The sequence below is a fragment of the uncultured Amaricoccus sp. genome (assembly GCF_937891315.1).
Lineage (GTDB): Bacteria > Pseudomonadota > Alphaproteobacteria > Rhodobacterales > Rhodobacteraceae > Amaricoccus.
Genome location: NZ_CALAGI010000105.1, coordinates 43619 through 59762, shown reverse-complemented (window position 1 = coordinate 59762; position 16144 = coordinate 43619). Strand labels below are relative to the sequence as shown.

The 16144-nt window shown below is 70.4% G+C and carries 13 protein-coding genes; 12 read left to right on the top strand and 1 reads right to left on the bottom strand.

Annotated features, from left to right (window positions below):
- The first annotated feature begins 10 nt into the window (after nucleotides 1–10).
- On the top strand, nucleotides 11–679 hold the full coding sequence (locus Q0480_RS09935; RefSeq protein ID WP_299132507.1) for an OmpA family protein: 669 nt from the start codon (nucleotides 11–13) through the stop codon (nucleotides 677–679).
- A gap of 4 nt (nucleotides 680–683) precedes the next feature.
- On the opposite strand, the gene tssH is transcribed toward Q0480_RS09935, so the two are convergent.
- Nucleotides 684–3386: a type VI secretion system ATPase TssH gene (gene tssH / locus Q0480_RS09930; RefSeq protein ID WP_299132505.1), complete on the bottom strand. Its 2703-nt coding sequence runs from the start codon at nucleotides 3384–3386 to the stop codon at nucleotides 684–686.
- Between the two features lie 112 nt (nucleotides 3387–3498).
- On the opposite strand from tssH, the gene Q0480_RS09925 reads away from it, so the two are divergent.
- The 11 genes from Q0480_RS09925 (at nucleotide 3499) to tssK (ending at nucleotide 16138) form a co-directional block, all read left to right on the top strand.
- Nucleotides 3499–5583 carry a serine/threonine-protein kinase gene (locus tag Q0480_RS09925; protein WP_299132504.1) on the top strand — a complete coding sequence of 695 codons (2085 nt, stop codon included), beginning with the start codon at nucleotides 3499–3501 and terminating at the stop codon, nucleotides 5581–5583.
- A gap of 89 nt (nucleotides 5584–5672) precedes the next feature.
- A complete protein-coding gene (tssA, locus tag Q0480_RS09920; protein ID WP_299132503.1) occupies nucleotides 5673–6812 on the top strand; it encodes a type VI secretion system protein TssA in 1140 nt (379 codons plus the stop codon).
- Between the two features lie 2 nt (nucleotides 6813–6814).
- Nucleotides 6815–7345, top strand: a complete 531-nt coding sequence (gene tssB / locus Q0480_RS09915; protein WP_299132502.1) for a type VI secretion system contractile sheath small subunit — start codon at nucleotides 6815–6817, stop codon at nucleotides 7343–7345.
- 3 nt (nucleotides 7346–7348) lie between these two features.
- Entirely contained in the window at nucleotides 7349–8857 is a 1509-nt protein-coding gene (tssC, locus tag Q0480_RS09910) for a type VI secretion system contractile sheath large subunit (RefSeq protein WP_299132501.1), read from the top strand.
- A 44-nt stretch (nucleotides 8858–8901) separates the two neighbouring features.
- A complete protein-coding gene (gene tssD / locus Q0480_RS09905; RefSeq protein WP_299132500.1) occupies nucleotides 8902–9378 on the top strand; it encodes a type VI secretion system tube protein TssD in 477 nt (158 codons plus the stop codon).
- Nucleotides 9379–9391: 13 nt separating this feature from the next.
- Nucleotides 9392–10111, top strand: a complete 720-nt coding sequence (tssE, locus tag Q0480_RS09900) for a type VI secretion system baseplate subunit TssE (protein ID WP_299132499.1) — start codon at nucleotides 9392–9394, stop codon at nucleotides 10109–10111.
- Between the two features lie 2 nt (nucleotides 10112–10113).
- Nucleotides 10114–11988 (top strand): type VI secretion system baseplate subunit TssF, encoded by a 1875-nt coding sequence (gene tssF, locus Q0480_RS09895; RefSeq protein WP_299132498.1) that lies wholly within the window; start codon nucleotides 10114–10116, stop codon nucleotides 11986–11988.
- Nucleotides 11952–13022: a type VI secretion system baseplate subunit TssG gene (gene tssG / locus Q0480_RS09890; protein ID WP_299132497.1), complete on the top strand. Its 1071-nt coding sequence runs from the start codon at nucleotides 11952–11954 to the stop codon at nucleotides 13020–13022. Before tssF ends, tssG begins: the two co-directional genes overlap by 37 nt.
- Complete coding sequence (tagH, locus tag Q0480_RS09885) at nucleotides 13019–14323, top strand: type VI secretion system-associated FHA domain protein TagH (RefSeq protein ID WP_299132496.1); 1305 nt, start codon at nucleotides 13019–13021, stop codon at nucleotides 14321–14323. The genes tssG and tagH overlap by 4 nt, the downstream gene beginning before the upstream one ends.
- 2 nt (nucleotides 14324–14325) lie before the next feature.
- The gene (gene tssJ, locus Q0480_RS09880) at nucleotides 14326–14787 is read left to right on the top strand and encodes a type VI secretion system lipoprotein TssJ (protein ID WP_299132495.1); all 462 of its coding nucleotides are present in this window, start codon (nucleotides 14326–14328) and stop codon (nucleotides 14785–14787) included.
- A gap of 16 nt (nucleotides 14788–14803) precedes the next feature.
- Nucleotides 14804–16138 (top strand): type VI secretion system baseplate subunit TssK, encoded by a 1335-nt coding sequence (tssK, locus tag Q0480_RS09875; RefSeq protein ID WP_299132493.1) that lies wholly within the window; start codon nucleotides 14804–14806, stop codon nucleotides 16136–16138.
- The last annotated feature ends 6 nt before the right edge of the window (nucleotides 16139–16144 follow it).

Here is a 16144-nt window from a genome sequence, read left to right as displayed (position 1 = left end):
AGGATGGCGCATGAAGCTTCCCCTTCTCACTCTCGTCGCGCTGGCCCTCGCTCCGGCGGCCGCGCCGGCGCAGGAGCTGACCGACGCCCAGCTGAAGGCCCTGTTCGAGAGCCAGATCAAGGATATCGGCGCGGCGCGGACCTCGCAGGATCTCGGCGCGTCGCGCGGTCTGGTGCTGACCAATGTCGCGCCCGCCGGGCAGGAGGCGCCCGTGGTCATCGAGCCGGCGCCGGCGGTGACGGCGGCGAGCCCGGGCTCGACGGTGCCGGCCGCGACGCTCCAGCTCGGGGCGGCGGAGGGGGCGACCGAGGCGCCGACCACGCAGCACTGGACGCTGCCGAGGTCCGAGCAGGTGAACTATCAGGTGAAGTTCGCCTTCGATTCCGCCGCCCTGAGCCCGGACCAGAAGCCGCGGCTGCGGCAGGTCTGCGCGGTGCTGAAGGACGCCGACATCCAGCGGTTCCGCATCATCGGCCATACCGATGCCTCGGGCGCCGCCGACTACAATCAGAAGCTGTCGATCCTGCGCGCCGAGGAGGTGGAGCGGTTCTTCGTCAACGACTGCGGCATCGCCGCCGGCCGGCTCGAGGCGATCGGGGTTGGTGAGCAATTCCCCTACGACGACAAGGATCCCGGCGCCGCCATCAACCGCCGGGTGGAGTTCCAGGCGCTGAGCTGAAGGCTCAGGCGAAGTGGTAGGCGAAGCCCTCCGGGGTCGCCGATACGGTGACCCGGCGGATCGGCGCGCCTTCCAGCACGCGGTTGAGCACGCCCCGGCTGAGTTCGGGCAGCAGCGTGTTGGTCAGGATCGCGTCGATCATGCGACCGCCGGATTCGATCTCGGTGCAGCGGGCCTTGATCGTGTCGAGCACACCGTCGCCGATCACGAGCTCGGCGCCATGGGTCTCGTCGAGCCGGGCGGCGATCTTGCGGAACTGGTGGCTGGCGATCGCGCCGATCATCGCGTCCGACAGCGGATAATAGGGAATGGTGACGAGCCGCCCGAGCAGGGCGGCCGGAAAGACGCCGAGCAACGGCGGACGCAGCGCCTTGTCGAGGTCGGCGATCTCCGACCGGCGTCGGCCGCCATCGGTCAGTCGCATGATCTCCTCGGATCCGACATTGGACGTGAGCAGGATCAGGCAGTTCTTGAAATCGATCCGCCGGCCCTCGCTGTCGTCCATCATCCCCTTGTCAAACACCTGGAAGAAGATCTCGTGCACGTCCGGATGCGCCTTCTCGACCTCGTCGAGCAGGATCACCGAATAGGGCCGGCGCCGCACCGCCTCGGTCAGGATGCCGCCCTTGCCGTAGCCGACGTATCCCGGCGGCGCGCCCTTCAGTGTCGAGACCGTATGTGCCTCCTGGAATTCCGACATGTTGATCGAGATCAGATTCTGCTCGCCGCCATAAAGCATCTCGGCCAGCGCCAGCGCGGTCTCGGTCTTGCCGACACCGGACGGACCGCAGAGCAGGAAGACGCCGATCGGCTTTTCCGGCGCGTCGAGACCGGCGCGACTGGTCTGCACGCGCTTGGCGATCATTTCCATGGCGTGGTCCTGGCCGACAACGCGCTCGGCGAGCAGCGCGGCGAGGGCGAGCGCCTTCTCGGTCTGGCTCGCCAGCATCCGGCCCATCGGCACACCGGTCCAGTCCTGGACCACCGCCGCCACCGCGTTGCGATCGACCGACGGCAGGATCAGCGGCGTCTCGCCCTGCGCCGCGGCCAACTCCGCCATCAACCGGCGCAGATCCTCCAGATCCGCCGCGCGATCGACCACCGGAGCGGCGGGCGGCGGTGGCGGCGCTTCGGCCCCGGCCATCGCCGGCTCCGCCGCCGTGTCGAGCGCGACACCCTCGCCGCGCAGACGGGCGCGCAGCGCGAGGATCCGCGTCACCAGATCGCGCTCCGCCGCCCATCGGGCTTCCGCCGCCTCGAGCGCGGCCTGGCCTTCGGCGAGGCCGCGCTCGACCCGCGCCGCGCGCTCGGTGACCTCGATGCCGATCGCCGCCTCGCGGGCGATGATCCCCTGCTCGACCTCCAGCACCTGCCGCCGGCGGCGCAGATCCTCGATCTCCGCCGGGGTGGCATGCTGCGACACCGCGACCCGCGCGCAGGCGGTGTCGAGCAGACTGACCGCCTTGTCGGGCAGTTGCCGGGCCGGAATATAGCGGTGCGAGAGGCCGACGGCCGCCGCGATCGCCTCGTCGAGGATCTGCACCTCATGGTGCTTCTCCAGCACGCCCGCCACGCCGCGCAACATCTGGACGGCGGCGGCCTCCTCTGGTTCCTCGACCTTCACCACCTGGAAGCGGCGGGTCAGGGCCGGGTCCTTCTCGATATGCTCCTTGTATTCGGCCCAGGTCGTCGCGGCGATGGTGCGCAACTCGCCCCGCGCCAGGGCCGGCTTCAGGAGGTTCGCGGCGTCGCCCGTCCCCGCCGCGCCGCCCGCGCCGATCAGCGTATGCGCCTCGTCGATGAACAGGATCACCGGCGTCTCGCTCGCCTGCGTCTCGTCGATCACCGCTTTCAGCCGCTTCTCGAACTCACCCTTCACGCTGGCGCCCGCCTGCATCAGGCCGATGTCGAGCATCATCAGCGCCACGTCGCGCAGCATCGGCGGCACGTCGCCCGAGGCGATGCGCAGCGCGAAACCCTCGACCACCGCCGTCTTGCCGACCCCGGCCTCGCCGGTCAGGATCGGGTTGTTCTGCCGCCGCCGCATCAGCACGTCGATGATCTGGCGGATTTCCGGGTCGCGGCCGATCACCGGGTCGATCTTGCCACCGCGCGCCCGGGCGGTGAGATCGGTGGCATATTTCGACAGCGCCGACTCACCGCCTGGCGGCTTGCGTGGCGCGGCATCGGCGGCCGGAATGGCGGGCGCGGCGGCCTCAAGCGAGGTCTCCACCACATCCCCGAGCCGGGCGGCGACCGCGTCGGCGTCGATCCTGTCGAATTCCGGGCTGATCTTGCCGAGCAGTCCGTCGAGCACCGGCGTCTTCAGCGCTGCGAGCAGCACATAGGCCGAGCGCACCTCCTCGTCGCCGAACTGCAACGCGCCGTAGTTCCAGGCTTCCTGGATCGCGTGGAAGATATGGTCGGAAAACTCCTCGATCGAGCCCGCGCCATGCGGCAGCTTGTCGATCGCCCGGGTCATGTCCGCCGCGAGCCGGCCCGCGTCGACGCCCGCCTCGCCGAGGATCAGCTGGAAGTCCGAGCGCGTGGACAAGGCCAGTTGCTCGACCCAGTGCGCCAGCTCGACGTAAGGATTGCCGCGCAGCTTCGCCGCGTCCGCCGCCGCCTTGAAGGCCCTGAGGCAAGTGGGATTCAGCTTGCCGACGAGTTCCTTGCGCTTGAAACCCTGGGAAGTCGCACGCTGCATGGGCTGGCCTTTCGGGGGAGCGGATAAATTTCCGCGCATACGCCGCCTTGCCTGATAGAATGCCACAAAACCGCGACAATACAATCGCGGCGCGCAGGCTTCGGAGGCGTCGATGATCGACCCGCTGCCCGGTGACATCTTCCGCAAGGGGCAGGTGCTCAACAATACCTATGAGATCGAAGGCGTGCTCGGTCGCGGCGGCACCGGCGAGGTCTATCGCGCCCGCAACCAGATCACCGGGCGCGTGGTGGCGATCAAGGCGCTGAGCCGCGCCTTCTCCGGCAATGCCGACTATGTCGAGTTGATGAAGCGCGAGGAGGAGATCCGGGAGATCACCGACGACGCGGTGGTGCGCTATACCGACTGCGGTCGCGTGGCGGAGGGACCGGTCTATCTTGTCATGGACTATGTCGACGGCGTGCCGCTCAGCGATCTGCTGGCGCGGGGGGGCGTGCCGCCGCGCGATCTCATGGTCGTCGGCCTGCGGGTCGCCGAGGGACTGAAGGCGACCCACGCCCGCGGCATCGTCCACCGCGACCTGTCGCCTGACAATATCATCCTGCGCGGGGGCGAGCCGGACCGCGCGGTGATCATCGACTTCGGCATCGCCAAGGACAGCCGGGAAGGCGCGAGGACCATCGTCGGCAATGATTTCGCCGGCAAGTACGAATACGCGGCCCCCGAACAGTTGGACGGGCGGGCCGAGCCGCGCTCGGATCTCTACGCGCTCGGCGCATCGCTGCTCGCCAGCTTTCGCGGCCGTGTGCCCGACATGGGCGGCAGCCCGGGCGAGGTGATGCGGCGCAAGGCCCAGCCACTGGATCTCGCCGGCGTGCCCGAACCCTTGCGCGCGCTCATCGCCGACCTGACCCAGCCCGACCCGGCGCGCCGGCCGCCGAGCGCCGCCGCCGTCGCCACCGAGATCCAGCGGGCGCTGAAGCCGCTGAGCGCGAAGCCGGCGCCGCGCCGCTCCCGGCGCTGGCTCGCGGTCGTCACCGCGATCATCGTCGCGCTGGCCGGGGCCTGGGGATTCGGCGCCTTCGACCGATTGTTTCGCCCGGCGGAGCCGGAAGTCGCCCCCTTCACGCTCAGCGCCTCGGTCGAGGCGACCGGCGCCGCGCTGCTGGCGGGTTATGCGCCGGACGCGGCCGGGCGCGAGGCGATCACATCGGCCTTCGCCGCCGCGGCGGCGGCGGCGGTTCCGGCCGACTCGCTGCGGATCGCCCGCGGCGCGCCGACGCCGACCTGGGCCGCCGCGGTGGTCGCCCTGCTCGACAGCGCCGCGGGGCTCGACGAATGGCGGCTCGATATCAGTGGCGGCGAGGCGACGCTGACCGGGCTCGCCCCCGACCGCGCGGCGCACGACGCCGCCGCCGGGCGTTTCGCAATCGCGGCGCGGGAAGGCGGATTCGACGGCCGCGCCCGGATCGGCACCGGCCCCCGCCATCTCGACCCCCGCGACGTCGCCACCCTGCTCGCCCCGCTCGCGACCTGCGGTCCGCTGGCGCAGACCCCGCCACCTGGCGAGGACTATCCGCTGGAAGGCACCGTCGGCATCGCCGGCGCCGTGGCGACGCAGGCCGACGCCGCCGCGATCCGCGCGGCACTCGACGCCCGCGTCGGCGACCGGGTGGCGCGGGTCGATCTCACGGTGCTGAACCCCCAGCTCTGCGCGGTGCAGGCGCTGCTGCCGGAGGTGGCGGCCGGGCCGATCTCGATCGTCTTCGGCACCGGCTCGGCCAGCGAGGCGGCCGTCGCGCCGAACATGTCGGGGGTCTACGCCGTGGGCGACAATCCGGTGATCGACGTGCTGGCTCCCGGTACGCTCGACAGCGGCTATCTCTGGGTCGGCATCGCGGACGTGACCGGAAACCTCTTCAACATCCTGCCGAACATCGGCCGGCCGGACAACGCGCTCGCCGCGATTGGCACGCTCGACGGCGGAGTGCGCGACATCCGGGTCGCCTATTCGAGCGCGGAGGCGGCGGCCGATCCGGGCAAGCTCGCCTTTACCGTGGACGACACTTTCGGCAAGAGCCTCGTCATCGCCATGCATACCGACGCGCCGCTCTTCGCGGTCATGCGCCCGACGACGGAATCGGTAGAATCCTTCGCACAAGGGCTGCGAGAGGTCATCGCCAAGGGTGACGTCAAGGTGCTGTCGGTGACGAGCCGGCTGATAGATACGCGGCAATAGCGCTATTTTTTCCAGCGTCTTGCCTGAAATGTGGTACGATTAAGCGTTCTAAAGGAATCTTTTGAAACCTCCCGAATCGGGGTGATTCGTTGTTTGACTTCGATCCCTGGTTGCGACCGCTGGATGGCGAGAACCCTTCCGGCGAGAGCCTGCGCGACGACCCGCGATTTCACGAGATCGAACGGCTGACCCAGCCGCGCGTCGAGGTGGTGCGGGACGAGCGCAACAACCCGATCGCCGAGACCAACGTACCGGTCGACTGGGCCGAGGTGCTGCGCCAGGCCGAGGCGCTGCGGCCGCGCGGCCGCGACCTGCGGCTGCTCGTCATCGTCACCCGCGCGCTCGCCAACGAGCGGGGGCTCGCCGGGCTCGGCGACGGGCTGACCCTGATCGCCCGCACCTTGTCCGAACATTGGGACGGCCTGCATCCGGAACTGCGCGATGGGCCGCCGCGCGACGCGGCGCGGCGGCGGATCAACGCGCTCGCCCAGATGCAGGGCGATCCCGACGGGCTGCTCGGCGATCTGCGGGCGATGGAGATGATGGCGCCGCGCGGCGTCGGCCGGGTCAGCGGCCGCGATCTCGAACGCGGCGTGCTCAGCGTCCAGGCCGTGCTGGCCAAGGCGCCGCGGATGGCGACCGAGGCCGACAAGGCGGCGCTCGCCGCGGCCCATGACGACCTGCTGAGCCGGGTCGGCCGGGGTTGCAAGGCACAGGCCGAGCTTGATCCCGACGGCCTCGCGCGCATGCTGGCCGAGGCGCGCGCCGCCGCCGAGGCGGTCGCCGCCGTCGAGGTCGCGCTCAAGGCGAGCCTCGGCGAGACGGCGCCGGTGCTGGCGGATCTCACAGGGTTCCTCGCGGGCGTCGCCGGCTCGCTGGAACGCGCCGCGCCGGCATCGGCGCCCGCATCGACGGCGGAACCGACGCCGGCACCGGCCGAAGGGGCCGCGCCGGTCGCGATGGCGGCCGTGGCCCAGGTGTTTTCGGGCGGGTTGCCGGACCGGATCGCCACGCGCGACGAGGTGGTGAAATGCCTCGATCTCGTCATCGCCTTCTACGACCGGACCGAGCCTTCGAGCCCGATCCCGCATCTCGTCCGCCGCGTCCGGCGCATGGTGCCGATGGATTTCCTGCAACTCATGGAAGACCTCGCCCCCTCGGGGCTCAAGGAATTCCGCCTTCTCGCCGGCGTTCCCGACGCGGGCAAACAACGGACAAAAGGTGAATAAGCATGAGTGAGAGCAAGGCCAAGGTCATTGAACGCAACCGCGCGCCCCGCGTGCAGATCGCCTATGACGTCGAGCACTACGGCAGTCCGACCACCATCGAGCTGCCCTTTGTCATGGGCGTGATGGCCGATCTCTCCGGCGCATCGCAGACGCCGGAGGCGATGAAGCCGGTGCCGGACCGCGCCTTCGTCGAGACCGACGCCGGACGCTTCAACAAGTTCATGGAGGCGCTGGGGCCACGGGTGAAGGCGCGGGTGAAGAACACCCTGCCGCAACCCGAGGGCGAGGAGAAGGACGAGGAGATGGCCATCGACCTCACCTTCAACTCGATGGGCGATTTCGCGCCCGACAAGATCGCGATGCAAGTCCCTCAACTGGCCGAGATCCTGCGGATGCGCCGCCAACTCGAGGAATTGCTCGGCTATATGGACGGGCGGATCGACGCGGAGAAGCGCATCGCCCAGCTCCTGAACAACGAGCCGCTGCTGCGGCAGTTGGCGGACCAGTCGCTCGGCGACAAGACGGAGGGCTGAGCCATGGCCGAACAGGAAAAGGCCGTCGCCGCCGGCGTCGCGGAAGCGGAGGCCGTCGATCTCGGCGAGTTCAGCGAACTTCTGGAAAAGGATTTTCGCGTCAAGAAGGACGACAGCGACAAGCTGCGCGGCCTCGTGCGCAACCTCGCCCTCGCCGCGCGGGCGAGGTCCGAGACGACGACCATCTCCTCGAATGCCATCAAGTCGATCAAATCCCTGATCGCCGGCATCGACGGCATGCTGTCCGAGCAGGTGAACGAGATCCTGCACGCCCCCGAGCTGCGGGAGATGGAGGGCACCTGGCGGGGCCTATACTATCTCATCAACAATACCGAGACCGATCAGAAGCTGAAGATCCGCGTGCTCAATATCTCCAAGGAGCAGCTGGCCGATACCCTCGAGGATTACGAGGGCCAGATGTGGGACCAGAGCCCGGTGTTCCGCAAGGTCTATACCGACGAATATTCGATGTTCGGCGGCGAACCCTTCGGTTGTCTGGTGGGCGGCTACGAGTTCTCCAACCATCCGAAGGACGTCGGCCTGCTGCGCAATCTGTCGGGCATCTGCGCCTCGGCGCACACCCCGTTCGTCGCGGCCGCCTCGCCCAACCTGTTCCGCATGGACAGCTGGCAGGAACTGCCGAACCCGCAGGATCTGCAGCAGATCGTCTCCTCGCCCGCCTATGCCTCCTGGCAATCGCTGCGCGAGAGCGAGGATGCGCGCTATATCGGCCTCACCATGCCGCGGGTTCTGGCGCGCCTGCCCTATGGCGCGGAGACGGTGCCGGTGAAGGGCTTCGCCTTCGAGGAGGAGGTGAACCAGGATCACGACAAATACGTCTGGATGAACGCCGCCTTTCCGATGGGGGTGAACATCAACCGCAGCCACAAGCTCTATGGCTGGGGCACGCAGATCCGGGGCGTGGAATCGGGCGGCACGGTGATCAACCTGCCGGTGCATACCTTCCCGACCGACGACGGCTCGGTGGCGATGAAATGCCCCACCGAGGTGGCGATCGACGACCGGCGCGAGGCGGAACTGGCCAAGCTCGGGCTGATGCCGATCCTGCACCGCAAGAACACCGACCTCGCCGCCTTCATCGGCGCGCATTCGCTGCAGGACGACGAGGCGCGGGCTGGACGGCTGGTCGATCCCGACGCGCAGGCCAACGAGCGGCTGAGCGCCAACCTGCCCTATCTGTTCCCGGTGTCGCGCTTCGCCCATTATCTCAAGGCGATCGCCCGCGACAAGGTCGGCACCTTCAAGGAGCGCGCCGACATGCAGACCTGGCTGACCGAATGGATCAACCGCTACGTGCTGGCCAATCCGGCCTTCGCCGACGACAAGGCCCGCGCCCGGCGTCCGCTCGCCGCCGCCGAGGTCCAGGTCGACAGCGTCGAGGGACGGCCGGGTTACTACGCCGCCCGCTTCTACCTGCGACCGCACTATCAGCTCGAAGGGATCAACGCCTCGCTGCGGCTGGTCTCCGAGCTGCCGTCCGTGAAATCCTGATCATGAAGTCCCGATCCTGACCCAGATCCAAGGGGGAGACACGCATGCCGAGAGCCGACGGAACGACAATCACCAAGATCGACGGATTCCTGAAGGTCCCCGACATACCGGGACCGAGCGAACGGGACGGGCATGAGGAGGAGATCGAGGTCCATGGTTTCAGATTCGCCATGGACGCGCCCTATGACCCGAACAGCCTGTCGCGGCGCGGCAGGGTCAATCTGGATATGATAATCTTTACAAAGTACTATGACATGTCGTCGCCCTATCTGAAGAAGGCGCTGTTCGACAATACCCCGCTCGACGAGGTGGTCTTTTCCGCTCGCCGCACCATCGACGGCGAAACTTCGGACTATCTCGTCGTCACCCTGACCGATGCCTCGGTGATGAAATACGAAGTGACCCAGGCCGAGGAGGAACCCGATCTTCTGGAGGAACGGGTGGGATTTGCCTATCACGCCATCAAGTTCGCCTACGACACGGACCACGAGGTCGAGATGAACGTCCGCGTGGCCAAGTGAGAGAGGCGGGCGCGTGAAACAGCCGGAGGCGCCAGCGCGGGCGACGCGCGAGTCGGTCCAGCCCTCGCTCTGGGACCGGCTCGTCAACGATCTGCCCGGGCTCGGCTCCGAAATCGGCTGGCTCCGCCGCCTGCTGGAAGCCGAGATCGGCGCCGAGCGGCTGACCGCGCTGCTCGACGCCGGCGCCCGCGCCATCGACGCCGACGCGACCCTGACGGCGGAGCAGCGCAAGAGCCTGCGCCGTGTCCTCCATCAGGAGCGGCGCCGGGCCGAACTGGAGGAGCGTGGCATCGTTGTCTCGCCCGACGTGCTGCGCGAGGCGGTGCGCCGCGACATCGAGGCGCTGTTCAATACCGAACGCTTCGAGGCGACGCCGCTCCTTACCGACGCCGAGGCCGCCGCCCTGCCCGACGATCCGCCTTCGCTCGCCGACTTCCCGGAGGCGCGGCGCAGCGTGGTGAACTACGGCGTCCCGGCCTTCGCCGGCCGCTCCAGCCGCGACTTCGACCGCGAGGCGCTGGCGCGCGAGATTCTCGGCATCCTCGCCACCTTCGAGCCGCGGCTGAAGCCCGGGGCGACAAAGGTCACCGTCACCACGGCGGACAAGGCGGCCGGGCTCCGCATCGAGATCGACGCGCTCCTGATCATGGCGCCCGCGCCGGAGCGGTTGCGGCTGCGCACCATGATCGACCTCGACAACGGACGGGCGCGGACCGAAACGCGGGGGGCCTGAGCTTGGACCGGGTCTTTCTCGACTATTACGAAGACGAGCTTGGCCATATCCGGGCACTGGCGGCCGAATTCGCCGACATGCATCCCGCCGTCGCCCGCAACCTGTCGCTCGACACGGTTCCCTGCCCCGATCCTTACGTCGAGCGGCTGCTGGAAGGCGTCGCCTTCCTCGCGGCGCGCACCCGGCTGAAGGTCGATGCCGAGGGGGCGCGGTTCGCCCGCGACGTGATCGAGGCGCTCTATCCCGACCTGATCGCACCGGCGCCCGCGACCGGCATCGTCGCGCTGAAGCCGGGACAGCAGGTGCTGACCATGCTCGGCGGGCACGTGGTCCGCCGCGGCACGCGACTCGTCTCGAGCCTGCGGCCCGGGCTTTCCACCCGCTGCACCTACACGACGGCGCAGGATGTCACGCTGTGGCCGATCGAGATCACCGGCGTCGACTACCTGCAGGACCGGGGCGCGCTCGCCGCCGCCGGGATCGGGGCGATCGGCGGCGCGGGTGGTGTCTCGGGTCTGCGCCTCACGCTCGGGCGGCTCGGCAAGGGCACGCTGGCCGAGCTGTCGCTCGACCGGCTCGATCTGCATTTCGCCGACCGCGCCCGCGCGCCGGCGCTGTTCGATGCGCTCTTCGGCGCCTGCGCCGCCGTCGGCGCCCGGGCGGAGGGCCGCGCGAACCCTGTCTCCGCCCTGCCCCGGCCGGAGATGATCGGCATCCGCGACGACGAGGCGCTGCTGCCACGCTCCCGCCCGAGCTTCGAGGGATATCGGCTCCTGCGCGAATATTTCGTCGCTCCCGAGCGGTTCCATTTCGCCCGGCTGGACGGCCTCGCGCCCATCGTCCGCGCCTCGGCCGGGCGGCTGGAGATCCTGATCCTGTTCCGCCGCGCCACGCCCGAACTCGCCGGCCTGCGTCCCGCCGACCTGCTGCTCCATGCGACGCCGATCGTGAATCTCTTCGAGCGGGAATGCGGCACGCTGGAGCTCGACGGCCGCCGCGCGCGGCAGGTGGTGCATGCCGACCGCGCCCGACCGCGCGACTTCGAGATCCTGCGCGTCACTCATGCGGAGGACAGCGACGCCGAAGGCCCCGAGGCCCTGGTACCGGAGCTGTTCAGCCTCGGCCAGACAAGGGGCGGTGGCTGGGTCTTCTCGACCGAGCGCAGGCCGCGCCGCCCGGCGGAGGATGAGCGGCGGCAGGGCCAGACCCGGACATCCTACGCCGGGGACGATGTGTTCCTCGCGATCTCGCGTCCCGCGGGCGACGGTCGCGCCCGGCCGATCAAGCGGCTCGACATCCGCGCGCTCTGCACCAACCGCGACCTGCCGATCCTCGACGATTCGCCCAGCCTGACGCCCGAGAGCGGTGATCCGGTCGAGCAGGTGCGCCTGCTTGGCGCCTTGCGTCCGCCCCGGCGCGCGATCGCCGCCACGCTGCCGAGCGGGCCGGCCGGCGAGTCGCGCGCCGACGACCTGGCCTGGCGGCTGGTCGCGCAACTGTCGCTGAACTTTCTCAGCCTCGCGGAAGCCGGCGAGGCCGCGACGCCGCTGCGCGCCTTGCTCGAACTCTATGCCGACCGGGGCGACCCGGGCCTTGCCCGCCATGCCCGCTCCATCACCCGGGTCGGCGCGCGCCCCGTGATCGAGCGGTTGCCGTTTTCCGGCCCGATGTGCTTCGGCCGCGGGGTGGAGGTCACGCTCGATATCGACCAGTCGCTGCTGAGTGGACATAGCGGGCTTCTCCTTTCGGGCCTGCTCGCGCGGCTCTTCGCCCGCTACGCCGCGATCAACGCCTTCGTCCGCACCCGCGCGCGGCTGATCCAGAGCCAGGAGGAGGTGCCATGGCCGATGACGCCCGGCCGCCGCGGCCTGATCTAGACGCGACGCCCCCCGCGCCCGCGCCACCGGCCTTGTCATTGCCCGCCGAGGCGATGGATTTCTTCGAGCTGATGCGGCGGCTGGAGCGGGCCGGCGGGCGCTTCGCCGCCGGTGGCCGGCCGGACGCCGAGCCCGCGCGCCTCGGCCAGACCGTGCGGCTCGCCTTCGCCACCCAGGACATCGCGCATTGGCGACCGGCCAGCGACGCCGCGCCGGCCGAGGTGCGGGTGGTGAATTTCGGGCTGCTCGGGCCAGAGGGGCCGATGCCGCTGCATCTCACCCGCTGGGTCTTCGACCGGCTGTCGCAGCGCTGGTTCTCCGACCACGAGGCGGGGGCGACGCATGACACGACCTTCGTCGATTTCGCCAACCTGCTGCAGCATCGGATGATCGGGCTCTTCTATCGCGCCTGGGCCGATTCGCGCCCGGCGGTACAGGTGGAGCGGCCGGGCGGCGGCCGCGTATCGGCCCTGCTCGGCGCGCTGGCGGGCGTCGGCCTGCCGGACGCCGCGCCGAGCGAGGGTTTCGGCGCGCTGGCGCGGCGTCACGCGACCGCGCTCGGCCATCAGGTCGAGGGGCCGGAGCGGCTGACCCGCCCGCTGGCCGACGCGCTGGATGTCGGGGTCAGGCTCGAGGAGTTCGTGGGCGTCTGGATGCCCATCCCCGCGCGGCTGCGGTCGCGGCTCGGCGGGCCGCTGGCGCGGCTCGGCGCCGGGGCCACGGTCGGCGCGCGCGCCTTCCAGCGCCAAAGCCGGATCGAGATCGCCCTCGGACCGCTGACCCTCGACCAGTTCAACGCCTTCCTGCCCGGCGCCCCCGCGCTCGACGGCGTGCGCGAGATCATCCGGCACACGGTCGGCGAGACGCTCGATGTCGATCTGCGGCTGGTGCTCGCCGCCGGCGAGGTTCCGGCCGCCCGCCTCGGCACCGCGCGCCTCGGCCGCGTCGCCTGGCTCGCGCCCCGGCGCGCGGGCGATCGGGGCGACCTGCGCTTTCGCGGTTTCGTCGGCTTCGGGCTGGAGACCGCGGCATGAGCCTCGTCGTCAGCATCGAGCAGGGTCCGACGCCCCAGGCGGTGCGACAGGCAAGCCTCAGGAGCGGCGCGCTCGTCATCGGCCGGGGCGCGGACGCCGATCTGCGGATCGACGATCCCGACATGTTCGTGTCGCGCGCCCATTGCACCATCGAGGCCGGGCCGACCGGCTTCACCGTCACCGACACCTCGACCGGCGGTCTCTTCGTCGATGACGCGCGCACCCCGCTCGGCACCGGCAACAGCGCCGCGCTCCGCGACGGCACCCGGCTCAGGATCGGTGACTTCCTGCTTCGCGTGCGGATTGCCGCGGCGCCCGCCGTCGCACCCCACGTCGCACCCGAACCCTGGCAGGCATCCGCGCCGCCGCCCGCCGCCACGACGGCGCGGTCGCCCTTCGACGGTGACGATTTCTTCGCCTCGCCCCGGCCCGAACCGGCGCCGCCGCGTCCCGCCGACCTGCCCGACGCTTTCGAGAAACCGGTGGCGCCGCGCTATTTCGCGCCCGAACCCGCCACGCCGGCCCGGCCGAGCCAGCCCTTCTTCGACGACCCCTTCACCCTCGACCCCCTGCCCTCGGCGCCGCCCCCGCCGGTGGCCCCCACCACCGCCTTCGACTGGCCCGCTCCCTTCGCCGCGCCCGCCGCGGAGCCGGCGCGGCCCGAACCCGCGCGCCCGGAACCGATCCGCCCCGAAATGACCCATCCCGAACCGACGCGGCCCGATCCCGGCGCGCGCGACGCCTTCCTGCGCGGGCTCGGGCTCGAACCGGCCGCCTTTCCGGCGCGAAATCCGGTGGCGGAGATGGAGGAATTCGGCCGCGCCTACCGGCTGATGCTGGAGGGTCTCATGCATCTCCTGCGCAAGCGGGCGCAGGAAAAGGACAATGCCCGCGTCTCGCGGACGATCGTCGGCGCGGCGGACGTCAATCCGCTGAAATTCATGCCGACCGCCGACGCCGCCCTCGCCAGCATGGTCGGCGAGCCGAGCCCGGGCTTTCTCGGGCCGGAGGCGGCGATCACCGGCGCCGTCCGGGACCTCGCGCAGCATCACGTCGATGCCTGGCGCGGCGTGCAGTCGGCACTCGCCGCGATGATCGACCGTTTCGATCCGGCGGCGCTGGAAGACGAGCTGAAAGCCCAGTCCACGCTGACGACCTTGCTCGCCGGCGGGCGTCGGGCCAAGCTCTGGGAACTCTACGAGGACCGCTACCGCGAGATCGCCCGAAGCGCCGAGCAGCGCTTCCTCGGCGAGGTCGGCGCCGATTTCCGCGACGCCTACGAGAGCAGCAAGGGAGAATGACCATGCCGACCCGACGCGCCTTCCTGATCGGGACCGGGGCCGCCACGCTCCTCGCCGGCTGCGGCGGTGAGCCGCCAGGGCCGGCGATCGTGACGCTCGCCTTCACCGGCGGGCCGGGCATGAACCCAGGGCCCGACGGCACCGACCGGCCGCTGACCATCTCGGTCTTCCGCCTGCGCGATCCCGGCGCCTTCGAGGCGGCGGATTTTCTCGCACTGCAGGCCGACCCCGCGGCGGCGCTCGGCGGGTCGCTCGTCGGCCTCGCGCAGGTCGCGGTCCCGCCCGGCGGCGCCGCGAACCTCGCCGTTACCATGGAGCCGGAGGCCGCCTTCCTCGGCCTCGCCGGCCTCTTCCGCGACCCCGGCGGCAAGGTCTGGCGGGTCAGCGCGCCGATCGCCCCCGGCACCACGCCGACCGGCTCCGTCACGCTCGGGCCGGGCGGGCTCGCGCTCAGCCTCGCCTGACCGGATCGGTGGGGGCATGAGCGACGCGAACAAGGTACTGTGGAGCGAGGGCCTGTTCCTGCGCTCGCAGCATTTCCAGCAGCAGGACCGTTTCGCCGAGGGGCTGATGCGCGGCGCGTTGCGCGCGGGAAGGCTGCAGACCTTCGGCTTCGCCGAACTCTGCCTCGACACCGCGCTGCTCGAGGCCGGGCGCCTCGCGATCCGCTCCGCCCGCGGGCTGTTCCCCGATGGCACGCCCTTCGCGATACCCGAAACCATGGATGCGCCGCCGCCGCTCGCCATCGCCCGCGACATCGCCGCCGGCCCGGTCATCCTCGCGCTGCCGGTCGAGACGCCGGGCGGCGCCAGCTTCGATTCGGCGCATGCCGAGCCGACCGGCGCGCGCTATCACGGGCGGATCGAGACGGTGCGCGACGCGGTGCATGGCGGCGCCGATCCCGAGGAGATCGAGATCGCCCGGCCGCGCGCCCTGCTGCTGCCACCCGGAGTGCCCGCAGGCGGCTATACCACGCTGCCGGTCGCCGAGTGTCTCGGCCTGCGCGCCGACGGCGGCGTCGCCCTCGCCGAGGGCTTCCTGCCGCCCGCGCTCGTCACCCAGGCCGTGCCCGCCTACGCCGACCTGCTGCGGGAACTGGTCACCGGCCTCGACCGGATCGCCGACGCGCACGGCCGGATGGTGCTCGGCGGGCCCGGCCGCGGCGTCGAGAACCTGCTGGTGCTCGACCTCGCCAATACCTCGCGGCCCCGGCTCGCGCATATGCTGGCGCAGGATCTCTTTCACCCGGCCGAACTCTATCTCGAACTCGCCGGCCTCGCGGGGCGGATGGCGACCTATGGCTCCGGCTCGCGGCGGCTGACCGAGCTGCCGGCCTACGACCATATGGCGCCCGGTCCCGCCTACGCGGCGCTCGCCGACACGCTCCGCTCGCTGATCCTCAGCCTGCGTTATGTCGAGCCGAAGTCGCGCGCCCTGCCGGTGATGAAGCACGCGACCAATGTCTGGAAGGTGCGCATCGATTCTCCCGAGATCCTGACCGGGGGCCGCATCGTGGTCCGTGTCGGCTCGGAACTGTCGGACGAGGCGCTGCGCCGGGTCTTCGTCAATCAGGTGACCGTGGGCTCCGCCGACGAATTCGACGCCCTGTGGAAATCCCGGCTGCCGGGGATACCGCTGAAGCCCCTGCATTCCCAGCCGCGCGAGATACCTTACGACGGCGACCGCCTCTGCCTCGAGCTCGACCAGCGCAGCGAACACTGGGCGTCTCTCCTCAATGCGCCGGGCTTCGTGATCGGCGTCTCCGGCGCGCTGCCAAGCGAGCCGCAAGTCGATTGCTATTCGGTCAACAGGTAGCGCGCG